Consider the following 25,875-nt stretch of genomic DNA (forward strand, 5'->3'; position numbering starts at 1 on the left):
ACTTTTCTTGCTGGTTCACAGATGGTGTCATTATTTCAGGCTGTTTAATAGTTTTCTCTTTGCACCGCAAACAGGAATTTTAACTGGCGCTGAATTTCTAATTCATGATTTTTAATTTCTAATTAAAAAATAAGTGTCTTCCTTCAGAATCCTTACTACCTATTCTCCCTGGCTCATACTGGTCTGCCTGGCTGTTGGCGCACTTTACGCCTGGCTGCTTTACAGCAAGCGCACTCCCTGGTCCAGAAACCTGAACTATGGGCTCGCCTTTTTGCGGTTTGCCGTTGTCAGCTTTCTGGGTTTCCTGTTGCTGGGGCCGCTGGTGCGCTATCTTAAAAACACCACCCTAAGTCCTACCATTGTTTTTGCTGTAGACAATTCCAGCTCCGTTACCCTCTTTGCAGACACCGCCCAACTGCGCCAGACACAGCAGGGCCTACAGGAACTCATGCGCAGGCTCCAGGACAATGGCTATAACACCGAAATCAGAACCCTGGAAACAGCTGGGGAGCAGGCGCAGCACCTCTCCGACATCCGCTTCGGGCAGGAAGCCACCAACCTGAGTCAACTGCTGCGGCAGGCGCAGAACGAACAGGAACGGCAGAACCTGGCTGGTGTGGTACTGCTCTCCGATGGCATCGTGAACCAGGGCACCTCCCCCACCTACGCCAACTACAACTTCACCATATACCCGATTGCCATAGGCGACACTGTACCCAAGAAAGATGTAATTCTGGCCTCACTGCGTTACAACAAGGTAAACTACAGCGGCAACCGCTTCCCGATAGAGGCAGAGCTGCAGCACGAAGGCTTTGGTGGCAACAGCGCCTCCGTTGTGCTGAAAGAAAACGGCAAAGTGCTCGATCGCAAACAGGTTACGCTGCAACCAAACCGACCGCTGCAGGTGGTGTCATTTTCGGTTTTGGCCGGAGGCCTGGGCAAAAGGCATTATGAGGTGGAGATACAGCCGCTGCAAGGCGAGTTCACCACCCTCAACAACACCAAACACGCTTATATAGACGTGGTGAAGGGCAAGATAAAAATACTGGTGGCAGCCGCCTCACCTCACCCCGATATTAAGGCGATCCGGGCGGCCATCGAGTCGAACGAGAACTATGAGACGGAGCTTTTTGTGCCGGGCGTGAACACGCTGAAGCCACAGGACTACGATGTGGCCGTGCTGCACCAGTTGCCGGGCAAAACCCCTGGCGGTGAGGCTGTGCTGAACATGGTTCGCCAGAAGCAGATTCCTGCCTTGTTCATTATAGGTCCACAAAGCGACATCTCGGCTTTTAACCGGCTCAACATGGGCCTCTCCATTGGCGGCTCCGGCGACACAGACGAGGTGACCAGTGCCCTAAACCCGAACTTCAGCACCTTTAAACTCGCCTCAGAAGCAACAGAGCGCCTTCAGAAATATCCGCCAGCCACCGTGCCTTATGCAGAGTTCCAACTCGCTAAAAATGCTGAGACCGTATTGTACCAGCAGGTGGGGCGGGTACGCACCAACCGGCCGCTGCTGGTGGTGCAAAACGCTAACGACAGGCGCAACGCCACCCTCCTTGCCTCCGGCACCTGGCAATGGCGACTTTCGGAGGCCTCGGCCCATGAGAAGCCCGAAGTGTACGACAAGCTCATGACCAACCTGGTGCAGCTGCTCAGCGCACCTCGCAACAAAAAGCGCCTGAACGTGTACCCTGCCCGCGACGAATACTCCAGTGCCGACGAAATTTACTTCGAGGCAGAAGCGTACAACCAGGCGCTGGAGCCGATTTACGGGCAAAACATCACCCTGAAAATTACCGCCGAAGACGGTACCAGCAAATCGTTCTCTTTTGCCAACGGCGAGAACCAGGCCGGGGTGAACATCGGCTCCCTGTCTGGCGGGCAGTATGCCTACACTGCCAGCGCCAGCATTGGGGGGCAGTTGCAGCAGGACAAAGGCGAGTTTGTGGTAGAAGAGCTGCAACTGGAAGCCCTCAATGCCGTGGCCGATCATAACCTGCTCTTCCAGCTGGGCAACAACACCGGCTCCCGCCTCTACTACCCTGCGCAACTGCAGCAGCTGGAAGAAGACATCCTGAAAGCCGACCATAAAAACCTGATCTACAGCTCCGAGTCGCTCAACGATATTGTGGATATGAAGTGGCTGTTCTTTGTAATTCTGGCCCTGATCTGTGTGGAGTGGTTTGTAAGAAAATACAACGGCAGCTACTGATCTGCCGCTGCCTTTAGGGCTGTAAAAAGTGCAATGTTCTGGCAAGCAGCAGCAGAAAGCTCCGCAGGGGCTTTTTCATTAGCATAATTGCTTTTGCGCCCGGCTATAACTGGCTAACTATGCCTGGCACCTTTCGTTCGTGAAATCTAACGTATACACGGGCACTTGCCCTGGTTTAAAACCAGCAGCGGGCCTGACGATTAGGTCAGGCCCGCTGCTTTGTAGGTTATGCATGCCAGATCGGTGCTGCCGGCTATTGCTGAGCTCAGGCTGCTACTTTAGCCAAATTTCGCTTAATGGAGGTGATATGCTCTTCTGTGATGGGCTTGCTGATAAAACCTTTTACCACGCTGTGCTCCTGCGCCATTTTCTGCTCCGACAGATCGATAGATGAAGTAAGGATAAAGATGGAGCAGTTTTTAGAGATGGTAGATTCGTGCGGACTCAGCGCCTGCAAAAACTGCCAGCCATTCATGGAGGGCATGTTCAGGTCCAGAAAAATAACTTCCGGCACATTTGTCTCCATGTTCTCTGTGAGAAAATTAAGCGACTCTTCTGCGGACGAAAACGTGACAATCTGTTTTGAGAAATCCTCCATTTGAAGGACCGCTTCTGTCAGGAAAGAGCTTATCGGGTCATCATCAATGATAAAAGTTTTCATCGCTTCCGGATATTAAGTAAATTTTATTACCTGTTTTAAGGTATGATTCAAAACAACAGCTTTCCCGGTAAAAACAAAAGGAAACAAACCCCTGCCAGGTAACATCAAACAAAACAGAAATCAAATCACAAAACTTATTTAATATCCTGATCATCAATATTTTAAATTTATTTAAAACCACTCAAAAGTAACATATAGCTATTTTAATATTTCGTTGCTTATATTTCACTTTAGAGGGCACTGCATCAAAAAGGTGCTGACAATGCTTTTTCTCTTCAACAATTTGCCGGATTTTTGGCTTACATTCTATAACAGCACTGACACCTTGAAATACATCATCCTGAATAAACCCTACGAAGTGCTGACTCAGTTCACTGATGAGGCAGGGAGAGCAACCCTGAAGGACTTTGTGCACGAACCTGGCATCTACCCGGTCGGCCGCCTCGATTTCGACAGCGAAGGCCTGGTGCTGCTCACCGACGACAAAGCCCTGCAGCACCGCCTCTCAGACCCGAAGTTTAAGGTCGAGAAAACATACTGGGTGCAGGTAGAGGGTATTCCCACCGCCGAGGCGCTGGCAGAGCTGCAAAAAGGGGTGTATATCAAAAACATAAAAACGGCCCCGGCCAAAGCCCGGCTTCTTTCAGAGCCCCCGCAGGTGTGGGAGCGGTTCAAACCCATCCGGTTCCGGCAGAGTATCCCTACGTCCTGGGTTGAGATTAAAATAAGCCAGGGCATGAACCGGCAGGTGCGCCGCATGACGGCCGCCGTAGGTTTCCCGACGCTCCGCCTCATCAGGCCCGCCATCGGCCCCCTCACCCTGGAGCAGCTGGCGCCAGGCGAATACAGGGAACTACGGCCGGATGAAATAGAAAAGCTAAAAAAACTGGCGGCAGGAGTTGTTGTGACCAAAAGAAGAAGATAGCCCGGCTATAGCAGCAGCAGAAAACACCTCCGGAGGGGCATTTTGATTTGAATAATTTACTGAGGTTACGCAATAAGTTTTTTGTCCCCCTTGGGGGTAGGGCCCCATAGCCGTCAGGCTATGGGTGGTATCAGCCATAAAACCTGCTCCGTCCGCCCCTGTTGTGTGTTTTCACCAACAGGCATTTCTGCGGTTGAAGGCAACAGAGCAGGGAAATTGCTGGCGGCAGGAATAATGCCGTGTCTTCAGGACCTGGATGGCTGTTTATGCTCAAAGTGAGCTTTGCTTGCTGGTGAAAACACCCAGCAAGGGCAGGCAGGGCAGGAATTCCTGGCAATGACGTAAAGAGAGTTCTCTTAGCCTGACGGCTATGGGGTAGGGCCCTCGAGAATGAAGGGGGTTGGGAGATGACCTATATCTGAGATCAAACAATTTTAAATTCTTTTCTTTTGTGGCTGTGAAAAATGTTTTTCCTGCAGCCCGTAAAACATCCCCCTTCCCGCTTTCAAAGGGGGACTTTTCCTCCTATTGCAAATTTCGCGTAACATCAGTTATTTACAGGCCCGGATGCTGCAGGAGCTCCTGCACATAGGGTAGTGCCCGCCTGGCCCACTCCAGGTGCATTTTGCCGGCATAGTGCAGGCCATCCGGAGCCAGGTATTCCGTGTTGGAGCCGTGGGTGCGGGTAAGCGGGGTTATATCGATAAAAACAACTCCGGCTTTCCCACATTCCTCCCGGGCTACCTCATTAAAGGCGTCAATTTCCTGGGCAATGCGCTGGCGGTCGCGGCCCTCGGCAAACGGTGTAAGGCCCCAGTCTGGTATCGAGAGCACCACCACTTGCGCCGGCTTATGATCTGCAAAACGGATGGCAGTTTGGAGCAGGTCCACGAACTCGGTGCGGTAGGTGCTGAGAGATTGGCCCCGGTACTGGTTATTTACCCCGATCTGGAGCGTGACAAGGTCAAAGGCCTGGCTTAGGTTCGCGTCGGCTATGGCGGCTGCCAGCTCGGAGGTAGTCCAGCCGGTGCGGGCAACAAGGAGGGGACTGGCAACAGCAGCTCCTCTTTCCTGAAGCAAATCTGCCAGCTGCGCCACCCAGCGGTCTGCCTCCGGTACCCCCTCCCCTATGGTATACGAGTCGCCGAGGGCCAGCAGGGTGAGCGGTATATTAGCATATGATGAGAACGGCATGGTTCACCAATTAGAAATTATGATAAAACTGCTTCAATAATAGTATTTCCGGCGCTTTTCATCAGCCGTTTAGGATTTGCAGCCTTAACACTAACAGCTTTACAAGGTCAAAAAAGCAGTAAAATCATGTCCCTTTAATTTATCGGCAACAACTCACCGGCTATACCAACTGCAGGTGCTTCCAAATTCAGACTTCCCTATAAATTATTCTAATCAAAATAGCCTTCCGGAGCTGCTGCTATGTAATATTTATAGTTGTTTGATACGTCAAAGGGTGCCTCCGCTGTTCTAATTTCTAATTTTTAATTTGGCATAGCCATTCGCTGCTAACAAGCCTTATTCTCCCATGGCATAGCGGATGCCGCCCCACATGTGCTGCCGGAACAGCGGCTCTGCGTAGCTTTCGTTGGTGTGGCCCAGGGCGGTATAAAAGGCTCTGCCACCATCGAAGGTATGATACCAGGCAATAGGATGCTGGTCGCCGTTTTTGCCTCCTTTGTACGTCTGCTCATCCAGGTTGGCCAGCACCTGCACATCCGGATTCATGCTTTTAAAGTTATACCATTCGTCTGTTCGCTCCCACCGGTCCGGGAGGTGGCTGGTAGACGTATGGTTTTTGTTCAGCACATCGATGGCGGCAGGTTGAACAGCAGGATGATCCAGGAAATAGGCTCCAACCAGTTTGTTGAACCAGGGCCACTCGAACTCTGTGTCGGAGGCGGCGTGTATGCCTGCAAAGCCGCCGCCTGCCTGTATATACTGCTCAAAAGCCTGCTCCTGCGCCTGGTTCAGCACATCGCCGGTTGTGTTCAGAAACACCACCGCCTTGTACTGCTTCAGCGAGTCGGCCACAAAATAAGCGGCATCTTCGGTGGCGGTTACCTGCACCTGGTGCTCCTGGGCCAACTCTTTTATGGCTGTTATGCCTGCCTCAATCGACTTATGCCGAAAACCAGCTGTTTTTGAGAAAACCAGGATAGCGGCCTCTTCCGCCACTTTTCCCTGCTCCACTTTCTGGCAGGATGGCAGCACTGCTGCTCCTGCCAGCAACAGAGAGAGCAACTGAAACATCATAAATTTCATAGCTGATTTTTGAGATTTGACTTTTGTTTTAGGTATACAAGGCATCTGACAAGTGCCCCTATCTTTTTTGTTTGACCTTGTTCGGTGTTCTTACCAACCAGCTTGGTTAGCTCTAGTTAACACGCAACCTTTTCAGTTTGAAGCAATTTCCGCAAGCTTACTTCCGCCAGTCTGATGACTGACTTCCATGTTCCGGCACAAGCGACGCTCCGCTGATCACTTGGCCAGATGAGGGCTTAGTGCTGACGGGGCCAGAACAAGGGTTGGCGCGAAACACTGGCTCTCAATTTGGAAATATTTCCATTATAAAAAAATATTTTTCTGCTTACACAGCCGGTTAATTCTCCTATCCGCAAAAATTAAACGGCCAGGTTTGTCTGTAGCCGCCACCCGGAACTGGCAGAATTGAATGCATTTTCTGGCGGCCCTAGCAGTTGCTGTCTGTATAGATACAAGGCGCTGCAACCGGGCCATACGGGTTCGCAGGCACAGAACAGGCAGATTACAGGCTGTTGCGGACCAGCCCGGCATGCCTCCGCCACCAGCCTTAGCAGCCAAATCTAGCTCAACCAAGTGCCAGAAACCCCCTTAACTCCCTGACTAACAGCCATTATGATCTGCAACATAGTAGTACGCAATCAGTATACACTTCTGAATACAAGCGAATTACAAATTAATTTATAAACGAATGGTAACCTGGAATTACGCCGAACCTAACGAAACCTACGTGAAGGTAACAGGAACACTTACCGAACAATTTGAACATGAAAACGGAGTGATCCGGCTTCCTGAAGGATTGTTTGTACCCCTGAACCTTTACAACAGCATCATGGGCAAATTATCTGCCCAGATACTGTCTATTGCCTAACCCTAATTGCCAAATATATGGCTGCCTGTCAGAACTTCAGCAAGTTCAGAGCAAAGGTTTTTCCCTAAATTTTTGGTAAAAGCGTGTTTTTTGAAACTCAAAAAGTATAGGGCAGCATAACTGAGCATATAACTATCAACAAAGAAAAATCAATCGGGCGTATAACACAGGCAGGGAGAATTTGTATAGATATTTCCTCCGGTATACCCCACAGAATAAATTTTTGGGCTTTTAGCAGCAACAGCGGCAGTAGGAATTGCCTCTGGAGGGGCATTATGATTAGCATAATTGCCCCGATACATGAAGCAAAATTTCAACTTGCATACAGGAGGCTTGGGCTAGCTAAAAACCAGCCACTATTCATGCTCCGCTAAACTCGCGGCAACAGTGTTATTTAAATCCGGGAAAGTAAGATTATTCTAATGCCGAAGCCCCTGATGGAATCGGGAACAAAGTCTATTTACACCAAAAGCCCGTTTTCACTTCCTGCTCCGGTTGCAGCAGAAAATACAAGGCCCCTGCTAAAAAACGAATTTTAACAGGGGCCTGGTGTTTTAAAGCAGCCTGCTAGTGCTCCTCCAATTCTATTTTTAGAAAAGTTCGATACTTGTTAAGCTATTCAAAAGTATACCTACCATAATTTCTAATTTTGAATTTCTAATTTTTAATTTGGAGGAGCTCTAGACTACTCCTGCCAGAACCTTTGTTTGCTGGTGCGCCACTGGCACTGGGCTGCCGGGCAAGGCCAGCAGGGGAGCAAATGCCTGCGAGGCTAATTTGCTCGTAATGCTTTTGCTTAGCAACCGATCCATGAAAGAGTGCTGCGCCGGAACGAGTACCAGCAAATCGGCCTGCTCTTCGAGAATATATTGCTGAATTCCTTCTGCCACATCTTCCTTCTCTTTAAAGAATAGCTTGTAAGACAGGTCCTGGAAATAGCTTTCTACCTTGCTCAGGGCCTCAAATGCCAGTTCACGCTCTTCTTCGCAGATGTTGCTTTTGTAAACATGCAACACATGCAGTTTGCTCTTATAAGCCAGGAGCAACTCCTGCAGCGGACTTAGCAGCTTGCGGGCCGGGAAGCGGGTGAGATTCAGGGCAAATACAACAGATTTTAGCCCCGTAAAATGTTTGCCGGCAGGCACCGCCAGCACCGGCACCTGGTTTTCCTGAATGAGCTGCAGCGTGGTACTGCCCAGAAAAGCTTGGCTTAATACCCCGCCCCCCCGCATGCCCATAACCACCAGGTCGGCCTCGTAATCGTGGCAGGCCTGCAGTATTTCCGGCACGGTTAAGCCATACCGGCATATGGCTATCATATCTACCGGTTGTTTTTGCTGTTTGGTGTACTGCTGCCAGGTATCTTTTGCGTATCCTTCCAGTTTCCGCTGCTCCTTGTTCTCCAGCCAGCGGATCACGGCCTGCTCATCCTGAGGAAAAGGAGAAAGAACAGGACGATGAAATACATGCAGCAGGATGACCTGCGCGTTTTCCTGTTGCGCCATATCCAGCGCATACAGAAATGCATGATGGGCGATGGGAGAAAAATCGGTTGGCACTAAGATCTTTTTCATAGGAAAGGCTTTATAGGGGAGAACAAGCGGTATGAAGACGTTCCGCCCTCACATCTCAAAAATAAAAGTTTTGCCTCTTCTTAGCGATGAGCAAGATCATGCCAGAAAATGAGAAAAATCATTTTTTACCAGAAGCGCCTGGGGCAGCGCTAAATTAATAATCAGAGAGTTTCTTGCTTGTGAGTTGCTGAGGTATTCTCCCAGCTTTTCCAGATTTGATTTAGGTAACTGGCAGCGAAAAAAATGAATTTGCGACATACTCCTGCCCCATCAGAAAGCAAACACATTTAACAGTAGCCAGCCGATGGCACCTGCCACCAGCCCGGCCACAACAGTAGGCAGCATGTTTACAGACAGCACATCTTTGTAGTTTTTAAGGTTGGCGATAGAGGCGGCTGCGATAATATTGAACAGACAGATGGCGTTACCCATGGAAGCGCCTACCAGTTGCATAGCCAGAATAACGGTTGGCTCCAGCTGCAGCGCCTGGGCGGTTTCCAGCTGCGATGCTCCGAACACTACGTTAGAGATGGTGGTGCTGCCAGTAATAAAGGCTCCAATAATACCGATAAAGGGCGAAAAAATAACATAGGCACCTCCCATAGCACTCAGCACCTCCGAAATATTGCTGACCATAGACGGCTGTTCTACTCCGGAGTGGATCATTAACTGCGCCACGGCAATAGACGGGAAAAGCACCACCAGCACCTGCAGCAGCTTTTTCATGCCTTCTGCCAGGTACCACGACTCGCTTTTCCGGATAAGCGCTACGCCTACCCCTACTACTACAAACGGAATAAGCGGAGACTGCAGCAGCTTGATGCCTGCATTCAGGCCGGTACCAAACAGATCGGTAAAAGCCAGTTCCCACCCCAACAGGTGCCGCAAAGGGCTGACAACCTTAGGCAGCAGGAGCAGCAGGGCCAGCACGCCATAAGGCAACCACGGCATATATTCGATTTTTGTTTGCCCCTGCCGCAGGTACAGCACCGAGAGGATGAGCATCACCAATGCGGCCAGCACCGTGGCCAGGTCGGGCACAAAATAGCTGAACACACAGAACGGAACTGCAAAAAAAGAAAACATGGCCAGCACCTTGCCCTTATACTGCAGCGGCCCGTGCAGCCTGGCAAACAGCCTGAAAATAAAATACAGCACCGCCCCCATGGCCACCACACCAGTTAAAGCCGCCAGCAGCCCGATCTGCTGCACCTGGGGCCAGGTGAGGTGCAGCGGCAGTTGCAGGCCGGTAAGCAAAGGGGTGCCCACCGCTCCAAACATGGAGTAAAGGTTATCGAACAACAGCACCACCGACACCGAGAGCAGCGCATTAAAACCCAGCGCTATCAGCAGCAGCGGCACAATGGCACCCGGAGTGCCAAAGCCGGCTACTCCCTCAAAAAACGCCGTCAGGCAAATCGCTAACAGAAAAAACCGCACTTCCCGCGCCGGGTGCAACTCATCGAGCGACTGGCTGATTTGCCGGATCATGCCCGTTCCTTCCATGATGTTGTAAAGGAAGAGCGCCCCGAACACAATCATCAGAATATTGAGGCTCATGAGCAGCGAAATGCTGATAACGCCGGCAAAGTGCGGAAGAGAAGCGCCCCAGTAAAAGAACAGCCCGGTGGTTGCCACCAACCCCAGCAGCACCGCCTCCCGTACTCCCCTGAGCAGCGACACGGCAACAAGAATGGCAACCGGCAAAAACGACAGGAAATAGATCATAGCAGCTTTGGCTTCTGGAGGTCCGGCACTGATGCTTCGCCAAATTAAAAATTCAAAATTGGAAATAAGCGCTCACAGGAGGTGAACATCACAATATATAAATTTCCCTATTCAGGAACCAGACTGACGCTGTACTTCGTGTTGCTCCAGGGTGGAGTTCAGAATAATTTAATGCTAAAACATCTCCCGGAGAACAAAAATCCCTCCTTTCTAATGTTGAACTTCTAATTTTGAATTGGGTGCAGCACTTGTGTGCCCGCCTTTACCTGACATTAAGAAATATCGGAATGTAGAAATGAACAGGATGAACCGGCGGCAGCAGCAGCATAAGCAGCTTCCGGAGGGCTGTTTTCATTTAAATAATTGGAGTTCTGGCAGCACAGCAGGCCTTAAGGCTGCACTGCCAGCGCGAACTACTAAAAAGCCTGCTACTATTGCACCTCATTTTCAAGCTCCCGGTTCGCCGCAAAATCGGCAATGTTCTGTAGCGTCACCTCGGCTATGCTCTGGAGGGCGTTGCTGGTAAAGAAGGCCTGGTGCCCGGTAATTAGTACGTTGTTGAACGAGAGCAGGCGCATAAACACATCGTCCTGAATAACTTTGTTCGAGAGGTCTTCAAAAAACAGGTCGGCCTCTTCCTCATACACGTCCAGGCCAAGGTTGCTGATCTGCTCGCTCTTCAGCCCAACGATCACGGCCTTGGTATCGACCAGCGCGCCCCGGCTCGTGTTGATCAGCATCACCCCTTTCTTCATTTTACTGATGGCGTCCTCGTTTATAATGTGGTAGGTTTGCGGCGTAAGCGGGCAGTGCAGCGACACGATATCCGACTCCCGGTACAGCCTGTCCAGACTGGAGAATTCAATGCCGATTTCACGCTGCTCCTCCGTCTCTACCATGTCGTAGCCCAGTACACGGCAGCCAAAGCCTTTCAGGATACGGGCGGTGCAGAGCCCTATTTTACCGAGCCCGATCAGGCCCGCCGTTTTACCGTACAGGTCGAAACCCATCAGCCCGTTCAGCGAAAAGTTTCCTTCTTTCACGCGGTTATAGGCCCGGTGCGTCTTGCGGTTCAGGGTCAGGATGAGCGCAATGGTGTGCTCCGCCACCGAGAAGGGCGAATACGCCGGCACCCGTACCACCTTTATTCCCACGGCTGCCGCTGCTTTAAGATCTACGTTATTAAAACCGGCACTGCGCAAGGCAATCAGTTTCACTCCCTGCTCTGCCAGCACCTGCAGGATGTCGGCACTCACGGTATCGTTTACAAACACGCATACCACCTCATGGCCTTTTGCCAGGATGGCCGTGGCCGTGGTGAGTGGCATCTCCATAAAGTTCAGCGCAAACCCGTGCTGCTGGTTGGCCTCCTGAAAAAATTGTTTGTCGTATGCTTTGGAGCTGAAGAAAATAACGTTCATGCGCGGGATGATATCTTAGTTGAAAGTTCTTTTAAGAGCAGGCGGTACCTGCTCAAATGTACAGGAATAGCAAAGCAAAGGCAAACCGAAGTGTGCCCCTGCCGTTATTCAATACAAAAAAAAAAATCGAACTACACTATTTGCAAACCAGGGCTATACTTGTTAAATCGTTCAAAAGCGGCCCGCTCCAGTTCTTCCCGGTGGTCGGGGTGAGCTATCTGGATGAGCGCCTCGGCCCGCTGCCGCAGGTTTTTCCCCCACAAAAAGGCAATACCGTATTCGGTAACAATATAATGGGCGTGTGCGCGGGTAGTCACGACACTGGCACCTGTTTTCAGGAAAGGCGTGATGCGGGAGATGCCCTTGCTGGTTACCGATGGCAAGGCAATAATGGGCTTGCCTCCTTCTGACAGGGCGGCCCCCCGGATAAAGTCCATCTGGCCACCTACACCCGAGAACTGGTAGGTGCCAATAGAGTCGGCGCATACCTGGCCGGTAAGGTCTATTTCTATGGCGCTGTTGATGGCGGTAACTTTGGGGTTCGACCGGATAATGGCCGTGTCGTTTACGTAATCTATGTCTTTGAACTCCACGGTGGCATTATCATCCACAAAATCGTAGAGTTTGCGTGTGCCAATCACAAAGCCGGTCACGATCTTGCCCCTGTAGTATTTTTTGTGCTGATTGGTGATGATGCCTTTCTCGACCAGGTCGATCACGCCATCGGAGAACATTTCGGTGTGCAGGCCCAGCTCTTTGTGGTTGGTAAGGCTCGCCAGCACCGCATCCGGAATCTGGCCGATGCCGGTCTGCAGTGTGGCGCCATCTTCTACCAGCGTAGCACAGTTCTGCCCAATCCTGACTGCGATCTCCGAAGGTTCTCCTTTTGCTATTTCGGGCAGCTCCTGCTGGTGATGTACCAGGGCATGCAGACGGCTCACGTGGATAATGCCATCGCCCAGGGTGCGTGGCAAGCGGGGGTTAACCTGCGCAATAACATAGCGGGCGCACTGCATGGCGGTATGCGAAATATCTATGGCGGTGCCGAGCGAGCAGAAGCCATGCTTGTCGGGCGGCGAAACCTGCACCAGCGCCACATCAATGGGCATCACCCCTCTTCGGAAGAGCAGCGGAATCTCACTCAGGAACATGGGCACATAATCGCCCTGCCCACAGTTTACGGCATCGCGCACGCTCTTAGAAACAAAGAGGGAATTCATGAAAAAGCTTTCGCGATAGGCCTCTCTGGTAAATGTGGCATCGCCATGCAGGCTCGCACTCACCAGTTCGACCCCGCGCAGCTCATCGGCCCGCTCTACCATTTTCTGCAGCAGATGATGTGGTGTGGCGGCGCCCCCCTGCACAAATACCCGGTCTCCGGACTTGATCACTTTTACGGCTTCCTGGCCTGACACATAGCTCATGCGAATAACGACTGTTAGGTTTGTACTGCTACAAAAATAGAAGCGGTGCAGGTCTTCTAAAATGATGGAATACCTCCAAACAGCTGACAAAAATCAGTAAGCAACTTCATTAAATTATAAATTCAGCCTTAGAAATATAATAAAAGCTGCTTTATTGATCAATAAAGGGGCATTTCTTATCTGATTGAAGTTTGTGAATTGCTGGAGGTGTCCCGCCGCTTTTACTCACTGATAGGAGGCAGTGCGTATTTTGGTTCGCTTTGAAGCTCATCTTATAGGAAAAAGCAGCTTTCAGGGCGCTGGCGCGAGCTTGCCGCTCGTACCACCATAAGTTCCCTAAGGCTAGGCAATATAAGCGCCCATCCTCAACAGCCTGTAATGGCCCCTTCTGAAAAGTCTTTAGAATGAAAGTACGAGCGGCAAGCTCGCGCACTAGCGCAACATTCAGGGAATAGAAGCCTTATTTTTCCCTATAAGATGCGCTTTAAAGAGGGCCCCTACCCCCAAGAAGGACTTTTTATCTGCAGTAAATTTTGCCGTAACATCAGTTAATCCGTATCTCCTGGAAAAATTCAATCCAGCAATACAGGAAACAATGACAGGCCACCTCCCTCCCCAATTTCTGGCGCAGAAAAGCTCCTGCGCCAGAGATCGGAAAAGATAAGGGCTAATGTGGTGTTACTCAGTAGCGGCTATTGCTCCTCCAAATTAAAAATTAGAAATTCAAAATTAGAAATTATGGCAGATAAACTTTTGAATGGCTTAACCAGCAACAAACCTTTCTAAAAATCAAACTGGAGGAGCACTAAGCAAATGAGTTTTCTACTTTTCCCACACCGGCTGCCTGTGTGTTGTTGCGCAGTACGTCCGAATAAGGCAAAGCCAGTATCGGAACGCAGTTCTGGGTAATGTATTTGTGGGCAGCGTTTCTTCTCAGGAGCGTTTGCAGGCAAGGGTTAAGCTGCGGCACCAGCACCAGCAAATCGGCCTGCTGCTCTTCTAACTGCTGCAGAATTCCTTCGGAGAGCGTCTTTCTTTCCTGCACTCGGATATCATACAAAATAGGCTGCAAGTCGGCAGAAAGGCTATCGGTGAAGGTGTCTGGCAGGGCTTGTGCAGAAGACTCATCCACCAGGTGCAGTAAGTGCAGCTTGCTGTGATAGTTTTTGATCATACGCAGGAGCAGGTGCACTCCTGCCGCCCCCGCCAGTCTGGTAAAGTCGTTTACAAACACCACGGAGTTTAAGCGCACGTGGCGTTCATTTCCGGGCACAGTTAGTACGGGCACGCTGCTTTCCTGCATCAGGGCAACGGTTGTTCTGCCCAGGAACGTGTTTTCCATGGCACCTACGCCCTTCATGCCGGTTACGATCAGGTCGGCCTGGTAGGCGGCAGCCGCTTTTGTGATTTCGTAGCAGGTCAGGCCAAATTTAGCCACGCAGGTAATTTTAAACGGTTCCTGCCCTTCTGGCTGCTCTCCTACCAGGGTATGGTAGCGGCTCTTCAGCAAATCGAGGAGTGGCGGTTCTTCTATGGAGCCGGTATCGAGTACGCGTTCGGGCAGTTGGCCACTGTTGCGGGCGCATTTCTGAATCTCAGCGGCATATACCTCCAGTTCCCGTGTTTTCTCCAGCTCCAGTTTATCTATAAACGCTTCTACATCTTCCGCATCGGGGGTATAGATCGGCTGATAAAAAGCGTGAAACAGGACGATGTCTGCCTGAGTTGCCCGCGCAATGGCAAGCGCATACACAAAGGCATTGTGGGCATCTTTAGAATAGTCGGTGGGGACAAGAATCGTTTTCATGGCTGTGATAGTTAAAGGTTAAACATCTGTCCCGCAACAATTTGCCGAACAACATTCTAAATTTACCACTTCCAAACCAATTATAACAACATGATCATCAATCATTTAAATGATCTTCGTCACTTTTAAGGCCAATTTATTCATACTTCCATACAATTATTGTATGTATCCTAATTGGATACGACTGATTTTACTGTAGTAGCAGCAGCACAATAATTCTTCTACAAATGGTATATTTCCTGGGTTATCCGAAGCAGATTGGTTTAGCCGCAGGGGCAATAGCAGCAGCAGAAGAAGATCGGTCAGGAGGAGCATTTTGATTAGGATAATTGCCCCGAAAACCGGCAGGCAAACAAAATCGCCACCTGCTCCACAGGTGCCGCGTTAAGCGGAACCGCAGGCCAGATGGCGAAATTAGTTGCAATGATGAGTTGAGCCAAAGCCCTTGTCCGGTTTTAGCCTTAAATGCCGAAAACGAAGTTTAGTACTATTTAAGGGTTTACAGCGCTGTACTGGACCCGTGCAATTACTTCTATGTCTCGGGGCTGGCTTAGCATCATCTCCCGGTCCACTACAAAGGTATCGAGTGGGCTATCGGCTATAATGGCATGGTCGAGCAGGAAGCGGTGGTGCCTGTGGTCTGTGCCTTGCAATACGCCCCAGACCACGGGCCGGTCTTCGGGGTCGCGGCCATATACGTAGGGGGCCAGCATAATATCTTCGTGCCTGCCATCGGTGTGAGTATAGGCAAAGTGCAGCAACCGCTGGTGCTCTATGGCTTCTATGATGGCCAGGAACTTCTGGTCGCCCTCCAGGAAGAAGATCCCTTTGTCGGTAATCCGGGCCAGAAAAGGATCGGGATCATCGGAGCCGTGCGGCCTTTCAAAAGCAGATTCGTGGTGCACTTCTATCAGGCCTTCGAGCGCCATATCGTCTACTTCCACTTCCGAGAGGTCGCTGCGGTGCTTATTTATCAGTGGCATCAGATCATGAAACTGACCATCACCACGAAACTGGTACAGGTAAGATAGTATTCTGTTAACCATGGCTCATGTATGTTTAGGGTACAGGTGTATGTTTGAAGAGACTTGAACTCGTTGTTGCCTGCAAAGGATGTCGCTTTCACACGTAATATGCAAGCTCATTTCTGGCTACGTTTCCGGAGATCTAAATCTGATCTGCGGCACAACATTACCCAGGGCATTTTCTGATATGTACGGCATTAGCTAATAATAGGTGTTAGCCCGTAAGCATCAATCGGTTAACAACAGCCTGATCCTGATAAAAACAGTCACCAGCCTCCCGATCTCTTCCCCTAACCAGCAGCAGCAGCAGTGCAAAATGCCTGTGGAGGGGCTTTTTCATTAGAATAATCTAAGTTGTGCGGTAGAGAGCCTTTCTGACTTTGTCCCTTTGTCCTCCTGAAAGGATCTTGTGGGCGAGAGCCTAAGGCAATGGCCACTGGCGTGGGGTTAAGTTAGCATAGCCACTTGTTAAGACTTGATGGCAGAAGCAGCTTGTTTCATGGCCCGTGTCTTTGTTCTTTTTGTCTTGATACAAAAAGAACCAAAAAAATCAAGACGATTTTGTTTGTCGAGGGCCCCTACCCCCACTCGCTGAACGCTCTTTGTAGAGGGCCCCTACCCCCAACAAAAAATCGTCATTCGGTGCACCTGGCAACTGTATCTGACTCGTAGTTACCAGCCGCACCACATTATTTAGGGCTCTCTACCGCACAACTTGGGTTAGAATAATCTGGTTGCTGGTTGCTGATCTGCACCAAAAGCAGCTGTGCTGTTTACATCTCCGTTCACTGTCCGCTGACAGTGCTGACATAAGGATTAAGAAGTCATGTGCCCTGTGTCCGGAAGCGCTGCAACTTCTGTTTCCGATAAGTTAAGGCGATGTTTATAGTCCCGCTAACTTTCTGACGCAGCAGCAGCACTGTCCAATTTGGCCTGCCGGCTTTTGTAGCGGATGTTGAGGATGACGCCCAGCAGCACCAGGGCCATGCCCCAGTAGGTGAGCAGACTGAACTGTTCGTCGAAAAGCACGTAGCCCAGCACGAGGGCGTAAATCATGCCAATGTAGTTGAGGTTTGCCACCTTGGATATTTCCTCGGCCTGGTACGACATGGTCATGTAGTACTGCCCGAGTTGTGTGAGCACCCCTACCAGCAGCAGCAGCGCCCAATCCCAGCCCACAGGGTTTACCCACGAAAACAGGCAGTAAACACCCACCACCGGAATAGACACGAGCGGGAAATAAAACATGATCACCAGCGGATGCTCCTGCGTGTTTATCTTGCGGATAATGACATAGGCCAACCCTGAAAAAATAGAGCTGAACACCCCTAACCACAGGTAAAACCCATCTACGTTCACTTCTACGCCATTAATAACCAGGATACCGGCAAACGAAACCAGGAAAAACACCCACTGCCAGGGCCTTACCCGCTCCTTTACCACAAATATGCCCAGAATGGCAGTAAAGATAGGCGACAGGTACTGCACCGTGGCCGCCGTGGCCAGCGGTATGTTCTGCAGCGTGTTGAAGAAAAGCAGCAGAGCAATGGCGCCTGCCGCCCCCCGGGCCACAAGCCACTTATGGTTGGAGCCCAGCACAGGCACGCCGGCCCTTCGCAGCATGACATAACTCATTACCAGCGACACCAGCGACCGGAACAAAATAACCTCGGCTGCCGGAATGTGCGCCAACGACTTCACGCACACATTCATCAGCGAGAAGAAGAGCGTAGAAAGCAGCATGTAGATGACACCTTTTGAGAGCATACGCAGCAGGGGGTAGCGGTATTCCGGCAGCCGGTTTACGCATGTACCGGTGAGTAAGGTGCAAAGGTGAGGGTTTATCTTCCCGAAAAAAAATAAAAGCGCAGGCAGTTCCTCCGGGCCCGCTTGCCCGGCCTGCGCAGCTTCCGGAAAAGGGCGCTGTGCTAACCTGCCGCCCGTACTTTCAGGGCACTGCGTTCCTGGCATGTGCCGTCGGAGCCTGTTAAAGCGCAACTCCTTTACTTCTGCACCCCGATAAACGGGATGGGCTGCAAGCCCGCACCGGCAAGCTGCTGCACCCCCAAATAAGCTCCGTAGGGGCTTTTTGATTGGAATAATTGAGGCTGCCAGGCAACAACCTGTGCAGGGCCACCGCCTCTCTTCTGCGGCCATACGGGCAGCAGGTGCTTACAGGCGAAGGGCTTGCCGGTGCCGGGCCTGTTGCTTAGCGACTTATAAGCTCCTGCTGCGTATACTCCTCCCGGCTCAAAGCAAACTCCGGCTCCACCAGCAGCACTTCGTCGTAGGTCAGGTTATAGAGGCGGTACACCAGCAGGTCTATTTCCGCTTCCAGCCCCGATGTGTCTGCTGCAGCATCAGCCTGTTTGGCAGCCAGGACTTGCTCTACTAAAAGTTGTACTTCTATAGCTAATTGAGATTCAAAATTGGGTAGTGGAATATCCTTTAAGTTTTGATAAATTAATTGAAACCCATTTTGGATTTTAGTGCAGAACTTTGAAATTAGTAACCAACCTAACTTAGAATTTAAAACTCCAAGTAAAGCCATATCATTCAAAGGTATAAACCATACTGCACTGTTTGGAACCGAATTAACCAAATCAATAGTAAAGGCTGGCTTTACCTGAAATTTCAAATAAACAATTTTGGGTTTAAAAAATTCTTCATAATAAGCTGAAGCGTACCTGCTCATTGCATACCAAGGAAACCTTCCTTGTTGTACTTCTGGTCTGCACTTAAGCTCTTCTTCAAACTTCATCAAATGATTTAATGCACCCGGATATTCATCTATTGGAGTGGTCCATTTTGAATAAATAACATACTTATTTACAATTGGTGGAGTGTATTTTTTACTTACATCCTTACCTACAATATACGGCTTTATCAACTCAGAACTTTTAGGATCAAGCTTTAGAATTCGATCCCGCTCACTCTCATTTATTACAAATGCTTTATCTAAACCACTTGTAACACCTCTATAGACATTGCCCTTAATATGTATTTCTAAGGTATTGCATGATTTTTTTAGTTTTTCTAATAAGCCAATATCATCTGTATTATGAAGACTCCAGCCGGTATCGGGCAAAAGGTCGGCCTGCACGGTATAGCCCTGCTCCTGCACATAATGCGCCAGCCCCTGCTCAAAATCGAGGGTGTGTATACCTGCCGCCACAAAGGTAGCGCCCTCGGCAGGCGTAACTTTCGCCACCGAAACAATTAACGGGTACGTCGTAGCTTCTTCAAAAACAGGCAGGTCGCCAAAGTCGAGCAGCTGCTCCAGCGTGTAGCTTTTGAGCCATGCCCGCAACGATTTTCCGTAGCCGGCCCGCATCCATTTGTTTGGGATAATATAACTGAACTGCCCGCCATTTTTCAGCAGGTTTATGCCCTGCTCCACAAAAAATACATACAGGTCGGCGGTACCGGCAAAGGTGGCAAATGCCTTTTTCAGGTAAAGCTTAAAGTCGCCCAGTTCCTCCTGCCGGATGTACGGCGGGTTCCCGATCACCACATCGAAGCCCTGGTAATTGCCGGCATCGTCGAGCACCTCCGGAAACTCGAAGCGCCATTCAAAAGCGCCTTCGTACACTTTGTTTGTTTCGATCTGCTCGCGCTCGGTTTCGAGTTTCTGCAGCTCCTTTTTCATTTTGGCGAGCTTTGCCTTGTCTACTTTGGCGGCTCCGAACAGGTCAGGGTCCTGCATGGCGGCAATGGTACCGCGAAGTTTGGCCATACGCTGCCGCAGCGGGTCGTTGTTGGCCAGCGTGGTCCGGAAGCCCTGCTTTATCTCGTTCAGGAAAGCAACCAGCTGCTTCTTGGTTTCTTTGGAGTTGGTGTGCTTGTAATTCAGCACCGCCTCCCGGTAAGCGGGCAGGCTGTGGCCTTTTTTGCCGAAGGCATCCTGCAGGTCGGCAGTGAGCGGGTAGCGGCTCAGCAGCGAGTTGCCCTGCTTTATGTTAATGTCGATGTTGGGCAGCGTCTGCAGCTCGGCAAAGTTGGCGGTATCCTGTTGCTGGTAATAGGCGTTTTTGAGCAGCTCTATCCAGAGGCGCAGGCGGCATATCTTTACCGAGTTCGGGTTAATGTCTACGCCGAAGAGGCAGTTCTCGATAATGGTTTGTTTTTCGTGGAAGAGCGTTTCCTGCAGCTCCTGCACCTGCGGGTTAATGCTGCGGTGCCCGCCGGGGTGCTCGTGCACCGTGTAGCTGAACAGCTCCCCGTAAAAGTCGGTCACGATCAGCTCGTCGTTCTGCACCTCTATGCTGCCGTAGCGCAGCGGCTTGCCCTACCGGTTGAGCAAAATGCGCAGCTCTGCCTTTATCACGATCAGCTCGTTGAGCGCACTCACCAGGTAGTGCCCCGAGCCCACGGCCGGGTCGCAGATGCGCAGGCTGTTGAGCAGCCCGTTCGCCTCCTGCGCCGACTGCTGCGTGTGGTTGGCCATCAGCCGGAAGCGCAACGCATCGAAATCGGTTAGTTCCCAGTTGTAGTGTTCGTTAAAGCGCTGCACCACCGCCCGCCTTATGGCTTCGCGGCTCATGTACATGGTAATAAAGCCGGGCGTATAAAAAGAGCCGTCGCGGTAGCCGTTTATTTTCTCAAAAATCAGGCCCAGCACCGAGGCTGTTATTAGCGTTTTGTTTTCTTCCTGTATCGCCTCCCTGCCCTCAGCCCCAAAATCGTAGCTGCCCAAAAAGCGCAGCAGGTACTCCAGCGTCCGCATGTCGGCCTGCGACTTGCTCAGCGGTTTGCCAGTGCCGTCGCGCAGCACTGTGCGCGGGTATAGCGCCAGGCGGCTGTTGTCTTTCAGGTTCGAGATGCGCAGCGTGCGTTTCTCCAGCGCCGTGGTCTCGAAGAGCGAAGAGTTCAGGTAAGGGATTTGCCGGAACTTATGGCGCACGTTGGCATTGCGGTTTTGCGGCCGCTCGGCCAGCACATCAAAAAAGAGCTCGTTCAGGTCGTCGAACTCGCGCAGGTGCTCGTGGTTCATAAACACATAAGCCTTGTCGCCGTGGTGGTAACTGGCCAGTTGCGCCTCCAGCAGCTTCAGGAACAGGATGCGGTTCATCCAGGTAATGCACAGCTCCAGCGATACGTTAAAGAGCTGCTCCTCGCGGGTGTTGCCGTAGCTGTAGGGGTTATCGAGTCCCGAGATCAGGTCCTCCGACTTCAGCTTCTGGTAAGCCGCCTCCAGCAGCGAGCCGCCATCGGGCCTGGCCTTGCGGCGAATCAGTTTGCGGCCTCCCTCCTTCACTTCCTCCAGCCCGATAATGTGCAGCAACTCCAGGTAAAAGCCGGGGTCGAGGGAGTTGGCATCGTTTGCAAAAGCCTCCTTGAGCAGGTGCGCCGGCGAGAGCAGTTTATACAGCGCCACCAGCTTTACATCGTCTTTCAGATCCTTGTTCTGGAGCGGCTTCTCGTAGTCCTTCAGGTTAAAGTGGGTGTAGCTGATGCTTTCGGAAAGCCCGGCAATGAAGGGCGCCACCAGCTCTTTGTAAAAATACTCCGTGCTGTTGCCCGATTTTTTGCCCTGGCTCCAGGCCGTAAAATCTTTTAAGAGCTGCCCGTTGCGGTAAAACAGGCGGTCGAACTCCAGCGCATCGAACACAAACCACTCGTGCACATTGGTAATGACCAGCTGCTTGAGGTCCTGGTTCCTGTGCTCCACCCGCTCCCGCAGGTAATAGAGCACCAGTTCGTGCATCGCCTTGCAGTTCAGGTTATCGGTGGTGGGCATATCGGCTTTGTTGCCCGGCCGCTTTACTTCCAGCATGACCCCCGCCTGGCTTTTAGTATCCGGCCCCACATGAATCACGAGGTCGGTTTTGCCTTTGGTGTTCACCCCGTACCGGCTGTAGAAGGAGCTTTTAAGAAAATCGCGCAGGTGGTTCTTTACGTGTTCCTCGCTCTCGCTCAGGTTAATGCTACCGAGCAGCGTGCGGAGCGCCGACTTGAAGGTTTCCATTTCGGAGCGTGCTGTTTTTAACCGGAGGTATGCTTTGTTCAGGGCCTGGCGCGGACGAAGGATGTTGTGCTGCATGGGGTGCCGTTTGTTTTCTACAGCAAGATAACAATGAATTAGGAATAAGGAATTAGGAATTTAGATTGTTTGAAGTTGCGGGGTTTTAAAACATCTTTTTCTGCTGCGAGCTTGCAGTTGAGAGGAGTATTTTTCCGGCCAGGGTCAGGCAGCAGCAGGAGCAGCAGCGCCTCCGGAGGGCCTTTTTGATTGGAATAATTTGTTTAATGTGCTAATGGCTTCATGTGCTGATTAATTAGATGCCTTACATATTATGAAGTATCTATATATACATTACTAGATTAACTGACCATTACCCGGCATAGCGAAAGCTATCTAAAAAATCCCAGTCTCTGGCGTGAGGCGCCGGGGGAAGAGGCGCTCGTCTTTCACTTCTCCCTACATTTTTTTATCTTAGGGCTGTAGCACAATTTATCTTATGGATTTCAGCACTTCGTTATTGCAAATCTACCTCTAAGCCTACCATCCTGTAGGGTTTATGCTCCGCACCTGCCGTGCAGAGGCGATTAGCTTATTGCCTGTACTTTCCGGAAAACAACCCTGCAGCTCCGGGGCACCAGTTGGTGCCGGCAAATAAAGTTTAATTCATATTTTAGAGAGATCACCATAATGAAAGAAAAGCAAAAAACGCCCGATACAACGGCTGAACTGATGGCTCTTGCGCAGCACCATGGCCTGGCCTTGCAGCCCGATACTTTTACCTACAACGAAACCGGCCTTGACTTCCAGGTGATCCATGCCTTCGATAAAGACCAGCACCCCTGGATATTGCGCCTACCACGCCGCCCCGACGTGCTCCCCCGTGCCGACAATGAGCACAGGGTGCTGCAATTTCTGCAAGGCAAGCTTCCGGTTGCCGTACCCAACTGGCAGGTGTACGACCCGAAGCTGATCGCCTACCCACGGCTGGCAGGCACACCCGTCGCCAACATCGATATGGAAAAAATGTGCTATATCTGGAACCTGGATCCTGAAAACCTGCCGGAAGCATTTATCTCGTCGCTGGGCCCGGCTTTGGCTGCCTTGCATGCGCTGGATAACCAGGAGGCCGCGCAGGCCGGTATAAAGGTGCACCAACCAGAGCAGCTGCGCGAAAACCTGAGGGCGCAGATGCTGCGCGTGCAAAAGGAACTGGGTGTGGCCGAGCCGCTGTGGCAGCAATGGCAAAGCTGGCTCTCCGACGACAGCTACTGGCCGCAGCATACCTGCCTGGTGCACGGCGACCTGCAGGCAGCCCACATTCTCACCGACGAGACCGGCATCGTCAATGGCTTCCTCGACTGGACCGAAGCTGAAGTTAGCGATCCGGCCATCGATTTTGTAGCGCTGCTGGCAACCTTTGGCGGAGATGTGGCTAAACAGCTACTGCAGGCCTATCAGCAAGCCGGCGGCAAGGTGTGGCCCCGCATGCTTGAGCACATTCAGCAAAGGCATGCCGCTTATGGTGTGAACATCGGTTTGTTTGTGTTGGAGTCCGGCACCGACGATTACCTGCTCATGGCCAGGCAGGCGCTGGGGCTGGAGAATGCAGCATCCTGATTACAACTGGCACGGGCTTTTGGTCCGTGCCAGTTTGAGCAAAACCTGGGTGCAATTTGAGAGTACATAAAAAAAGCCCCTTACAAGTTTTTCCTTGCAAGGGGCTTTTCAAACGTGGGCCCAGCTGGAATCGAACCAGCCACCTACTGATTATGAGTCAGTTGCTCTAACCGAATGAGCTATAGGCCCGTTCCCTCCTAAAAAAGCGCTTTCTAAACCGCTTTCTTTGATTTGGGAGTGCAATTCTACATATTTGTATCGTAAATTTCAAATAGTAACGAAAAATTTTTCAGTGATTTTACAAAACATCAGAAACATCATATTCGATCTTGGCGGCGTCATCATCAACATCGACTACGGTAAAAGTATCCGTGAACTGGAAAAGTTTTGCAAGTCCGGCCGCACCATTGAGTTTAGCCAGCAGGCACAGTCTAAGCTGTTCGACCTGTTTGAGACGGGCGCCAGCACTGCCGAAGTGTTTCGGCAGCAATTGCGTGAGACGTACCAGTTGGAAGCTTCTGACGAAGAAATAGACACTGCCTGGAACGCCATGCTGCTCGACATACCCCAGGAGCGGATCGACCTGCTGCTGGCGCTCGGCAAGCACTACCGCATCTTTTTGATGAGCAATACCAACGAAATCCACCTGAAGCGTTTCAACGCCATGGTAGAGCACAGCTTCACCATCCCGAGCCTCGACTCGCTTTTCGAAAAAACATACTATTCTCATTTAATCGGGCAGCGCAAGCCGGACGCGATCGTGTTTGAGCAGATCCTGAAGGAGAACGACCTGCAGAAAGAAGAAACCCTTTTTATAGACGACAGCTTCCAGCACATCCAAAGTGCCGACAGGGTTGGCATCAAAACGCTTCACCTGCAGCCGCCGCTCACGATTAACGAGGTTTTCCGGGATGTTAGCGTCTAGGCAGCAGCACAACTACCCCCTGCACATCCTGCTCTTCCTCCTCACGCTGGCCACTACCACGCTGGCGGGCGCGGAGTGGCGGTTTGGCAAGCTGTTCTTTCTGAGCGCAGAGGGTTTTGGAGCCGGATCTATTAATTGGAGCGAGTTCCTGGGCGGGCTGTATTTTTCGCTACCTTTCCTGGGGGTGCTCACGGTACATGAGTTCGGGCACTATTTCACGGCCAGGTATTACCGCACCCGGGTTTCGCTGCCCTATTATATACCGCTCTGGTTTGGGATTACCTCCAGCATCGGCACCATGGGGGCCTTTATCCGGATCAGGAGCCGCATTCAATCGCGCAGACAGTTCTTTGATATCGGGGTGGCCGGTCCGCTGGCTGGCTTTGCCGTGGCCCTTCCCCTGCTGTTCTACGCCTTTACGCACCTGCCTGAACCTGAGCACATTTTCACCATACACCCGGAATACGAGCAGTTTGGCCTGGATTATGCGCAACATGTGTACAGCGGCACCTTTGGCAATTTTGCGCTGGGCAAGAACCTGCTATTCATTCTTTTCGAGAAGTACGTAACGCCGGCCGGGGCCACGGTGCCTAACCAGTACGAGATCATCCATTACCCTTACCTCTTTGCCGGCTACCTTAGCCTCTTCTTCACGGCGCTGAACCTGCTCCCCATCGGGCAGCTCGATGGCGGGCACGTGCTGTACGGGCTTATCGGGTACAAACGGTTTAACCAGCTGTCACCCATCTTCTTCAGCCTTTTTATCCTGTATGCAGGTCTGGGTGTGATTTCTCCTTACTCGGAGCCGGTGTGGGAAGAGGAGATGCTGATCGTAAACATGGCCTTCAGCTTCTGGGCGTTCAGTAAGCTGCTCGCCGACCGCCGCTACGCCATAGCCGCCACCCTGGCCCTGCTGATGCTGCAGTACAGCTTTGCCACTACTTTTCCGGCGCTGGCAGGTTATATCTGGTGGTGGCCGCTCTACATCCTGTACCTGGTGTTTGTGCTGGCACCCACAGTGCCCAGACCCCGCTATGCCATTTACCTAACACTGCTCGTGCTCACGCTGCAGGTGCTTATATCGCTGGCTTTTCCGGGAACAGACGGGTACACGGGCTGGCTGCTGTTCGGTTTGCTGCTCTCGCGGGTGATGGGCATTTTTCACCCTTCCTGCCCCGACGAGCGCCCGCTCACCACTGGCCGCAAAGCACTTGGCTTGTTAGCTATCCTGATCTTTATTCTCTGCTTTACGCCTTCTCCTTTTATTATTGAATGAGTGAATGAGTGAGGATTTGAATGGAAGGGGTTATTTATTCTGAACATTCTGATTCAGACAAAAAGGTATTGTGTCCTTTCCCAAAAACAGCAGCAGGAGCAGCAGAGCCTCGGGAGGGCCTTTTTCATTCAAATAATTCCTGAAACGCAGAAACCCGCCAGGTT

The 25,875-nt window shown here is 51.3% G+C and carries 18 protein-coding genes and 1 tRNA gene; 6 read left to right on the plus strand and 13 right to left on the minus strand.

Going from position 1 to position 25,875, the window contains the following annotated elements; translation table 11 throughout:
- Positions 1-133 precede the first annotated feature (133 nt).
- Positions 134-2,218 (plus strand): VWA domain-containing protein, encoded by a 2,085-nt coding sequence (locus FJM74_RS16910; RefSeq protein ID WP_187263818.1) that lies wholly within the window; start codon positions 134-136, stop codon positions 2,216-2,218.
- A 265-nt stretch (positions 2,219-2,483) separates the two neighbouring features.
- On the opposite strand, the gene FJM74_RS16915 is transcribed toward FJM74_RS16910, so the two are convergent.
- The gene (locus tag FJM74_RS16915; RefSeq protein WP_187263819.1) at positions 2,484-2,879 is read right to left on the minus strand and encodes a response regulator; all 396 of its coding nucleotides are present in this window, start codon (positions 2,877-2,879) and stop codon (positions 2,484-2,486) included.
- Between the two features lie 325 nt (positions 2,880-3,204).
- Between FJM74_RS16915 and FJM74_RS16920 the strand changes: the two genes are divergently transcribed.
- Positions 3,205-3,804: a pseudouridine synthase gene (locus tag FJM74_RS16920; protein WP_206684055.1), complete on the plus strand. Its 600-nt coding sequence runs from the start codon at positions 3,205-3,207 to the stop codon at positions 3,802-3,804.
- Between the two features lie 555 nt (positions 3,805-4,359).
- Here the strand turns inward: FJM74_RS16920 and FJM74_RS16925 are convergent.
- Together FJM74_RS16925 and FJM74_RS16930 are read right to left on the minus strand one after the other, a co-directional pair.
- Positions 4,360-4,998, minus strand: coding sequence for an SGNH/GDSL hydrolase family protein (locus tag FJM74_RS16925; RefSeq protein WP_187263821.1), 639 nt, complete (start codon positions 4,996-4,998; stop codon positions 4,360-4,362).
- A gap of 336 nt (positions 4,999-5,334) precedes the next feature.
- Positions 5,335-6,081 carry a ThuA domain-containing protein gene (locus FJM74_RS16930; RefSeq protein ID WP_187263822.1) on the minus strand — a complete coding sequence of 249 codons (747 nt, stop codon included), beginning with the start codon at positions 6,079-6,081 and terminating at the stop codon, positions 5,335-5,337.
- Positions 6,082-6,769: 688 nt separating this feature from the next.
- On the opposite strand from FJM74_RS16930, the gene FJM74_RS16935 reads away from it, so the two are divergent.
- Positions 6,770-6,949 carry a hypothetical protein gene (locus FJM74_RS16935; RefSeq protein WP_187263823.1) on the plus strand — a complete coding sequence of 60 codons (180 nt, stop codon included), beginning with the start codon at positions 6,770-6,772 and terminating at the stop codon, positions 6,947-6,949.
- A gap of 680 nt (positions 6,950-7,629) precedes the next feature.
- On the opposite strand, the gene FJM74_RS16940 is transcribed toward FJM74_RS16935, so the two are convergent.
- The 9 genes from FJM74_RS16940 to FJM74_RS22440 all read right to left on the minus strand — a co-directional run bounded on the left by FJM74_RS16940 (position 7,630) and on the right by FJM74_RS22440 (position 21,971).
- Positions 7,630-8,523 (minus strand): universal stress protein, encoded by an 894-nt coding sequence (locus tag FJM74_RS16940; RefSeq protein ID WP_187263824.1) that lies wholly within the window; start codon positions 8,521-8,523, stop codon positions 7,630-7,632.
- A 270-nt stretch (positions 8,524-8,793) separates the two neighbouring features.
- Positions 8,794-10,251: an L-lactate permease gene (locus FJM74_RS16945; protein ID WP_187263825.1), complete on the minus strand. Its 1,458-nt coding sequence runs from the start codon at positions 10,249-10,251 to the stop codon at positions 8,794-8,796.
- 431 nt (positions 10,252-10,682) lie between these two features.
- A complete protein-coding gene (locus FJM74_RS16950) occupies positions 10,683-11,672 on the minus strand; it encodes a 2-hydroxyacid dehydrogenase (RefSeq protein WP_187263826.1) in 990 nt (329 codons plus the stop codon).
- A gap of 131 nt (positions 11,673-11,803) precedes the next feature.
- Complete coding sequence (locus tag FJM74_RS16955; protein WP_187263827.1) at positions 11,804-13,096, minus strand: acetyl-CoA hydrolase/transferase family protein; 1,293 nt, start codon at positions 13,094-13,096, stop codon at positions 11,804-11,806.
- Between the two features lie 805 nt (positions 13,097-13,901).
- Complete coding sequence (locus tag FJM74_RS16960) at positions 13,902-14,903, minus strand: universal stress protein (protein WP_187263828.1); 1,002 nt, start codon at positions 14,901-14,903, stop codon at positions 13,902-13,904.
- A 491-nt stretch (positions 14,904-15,394) separates the two neighbouring features.
- Positions 15,395-15,949 (minus strand): hypothetical protein, encoded by a 555-nt coding sequence (locus FJM74_RS16965; protein ID WP_187263829.1) that lies wholly within the window; start codon positions 15,947-15,949, stop codon positions 15,395-15,397.
- 873 nt (positions 15,950-16,822) lie between these two features.
- Positions 16,823-17,899 carry a DMT family transporter gene (locus FJM74_RS16970; protein WP_317175577.1) on the minus strand — a complete coding sequence of 359 codons (1,077 nt, stop codon included), beginning with the start codon at positions 17,897-17,899 and terminating at the stop codon, positions 16,823-16,825.
- Positions 17,900-18,137: 238 nt separating this feature from the next.
- Positions 18,138-20,186, minus strand: coding sequence for an Eco57I restriction-modification methylase domain-containing protein (locus tag FJM74_RS22435; RefSeq protein WP_317175578.1), 2,049 nt, complete (start codon positions 20,184-20,186; stop codon positions 18,138-18,140).
- Positions 20,187-20,216: 30 nt separating this feature from the next.
- Positions 20,217-21,971: a DUF7149 domain-containing protein gene (locus tag FJM74_RS22440; RefSeq protein WP_241739221.1), complete on the minus strand. Its 1,755-nt coding sequence runs from the start codon at positions 21,969-21,971 to the stop codon at positions 20,217-20,219.
- Positions 21,972-22,580: 609 nt separating this feature from the next.
- Here FJM74_RS22440 and FJM74_RS16980 point away from each other — a divergent pair.
- Positions 22,581-23,510, plus strand: a complete 930-nt coding sequence (locus tag FJM74_RS16980; protein ID WP_187263830.1) for a macrolide 2'-phosphotransferase — start codon at positions 22,581-22,583, stop codon at positions 23,508-23,510.
- A 115-nt stretch (positions 23,511-23,625) separates the two neighbouring features.
- On the opposite strand, the gene FJM74_RS16985 is transcribed toward FJM74_RS16980, so the two are convergent.
- Positions 23,626-23,699, minus strand: a tRNA-Ile gene (locus FJM74_RS16985).
- Between the two features lie 103 nt (positions 23,700-23,802).
- On the opposite strand from FJM74_RS16985, the gene FJM74_RS16990 reads away from it, so the two are divergent.
- Both FJM74_RS16990 and FJM74_RS16995 read left to right on the plus strand, forming a co-directional pair.
- The gene (locus FJM74_RS16990; protein ID WP_187263831.1) at positions 23,803-24,435 is read left to right on the plus strand and encodes an HAD family hydrolase; all 633 of its coding nucleotides are present in this window, start codon (positions 23,803-23,805) and stop codon (positions 24,433-24,435) included.
- The gene (locus FJM74_RS16995) at positions 24,422-25,711 is read left to right on the plus strand and encodes a site-2 protease family protein (protein WP_187263832.1); all 1,290 of its coding nucleotides are present in this window, start codon (positions 24,422-24,424) and stop codon (positions 25,709-25,711) included. Before FJM74_RS16990 ends, FJM74_RS16995 begins: the two co-directional genes overlap by 14 nt.
- Positions 25,712-25,875 lie beyond the last annotated feature (164 nt).

Origin of the sequence: Pontibacter beigongshangensis (assembly GCF_014332515.1) — a bacterium.
GTDB classification, from domain to species: Bacteria; Bacteroidota; Bacteroidia; order Cytophagales; family Hymenobacteraceae; genus Pontibacter; species Pontibacter beigongshangensis.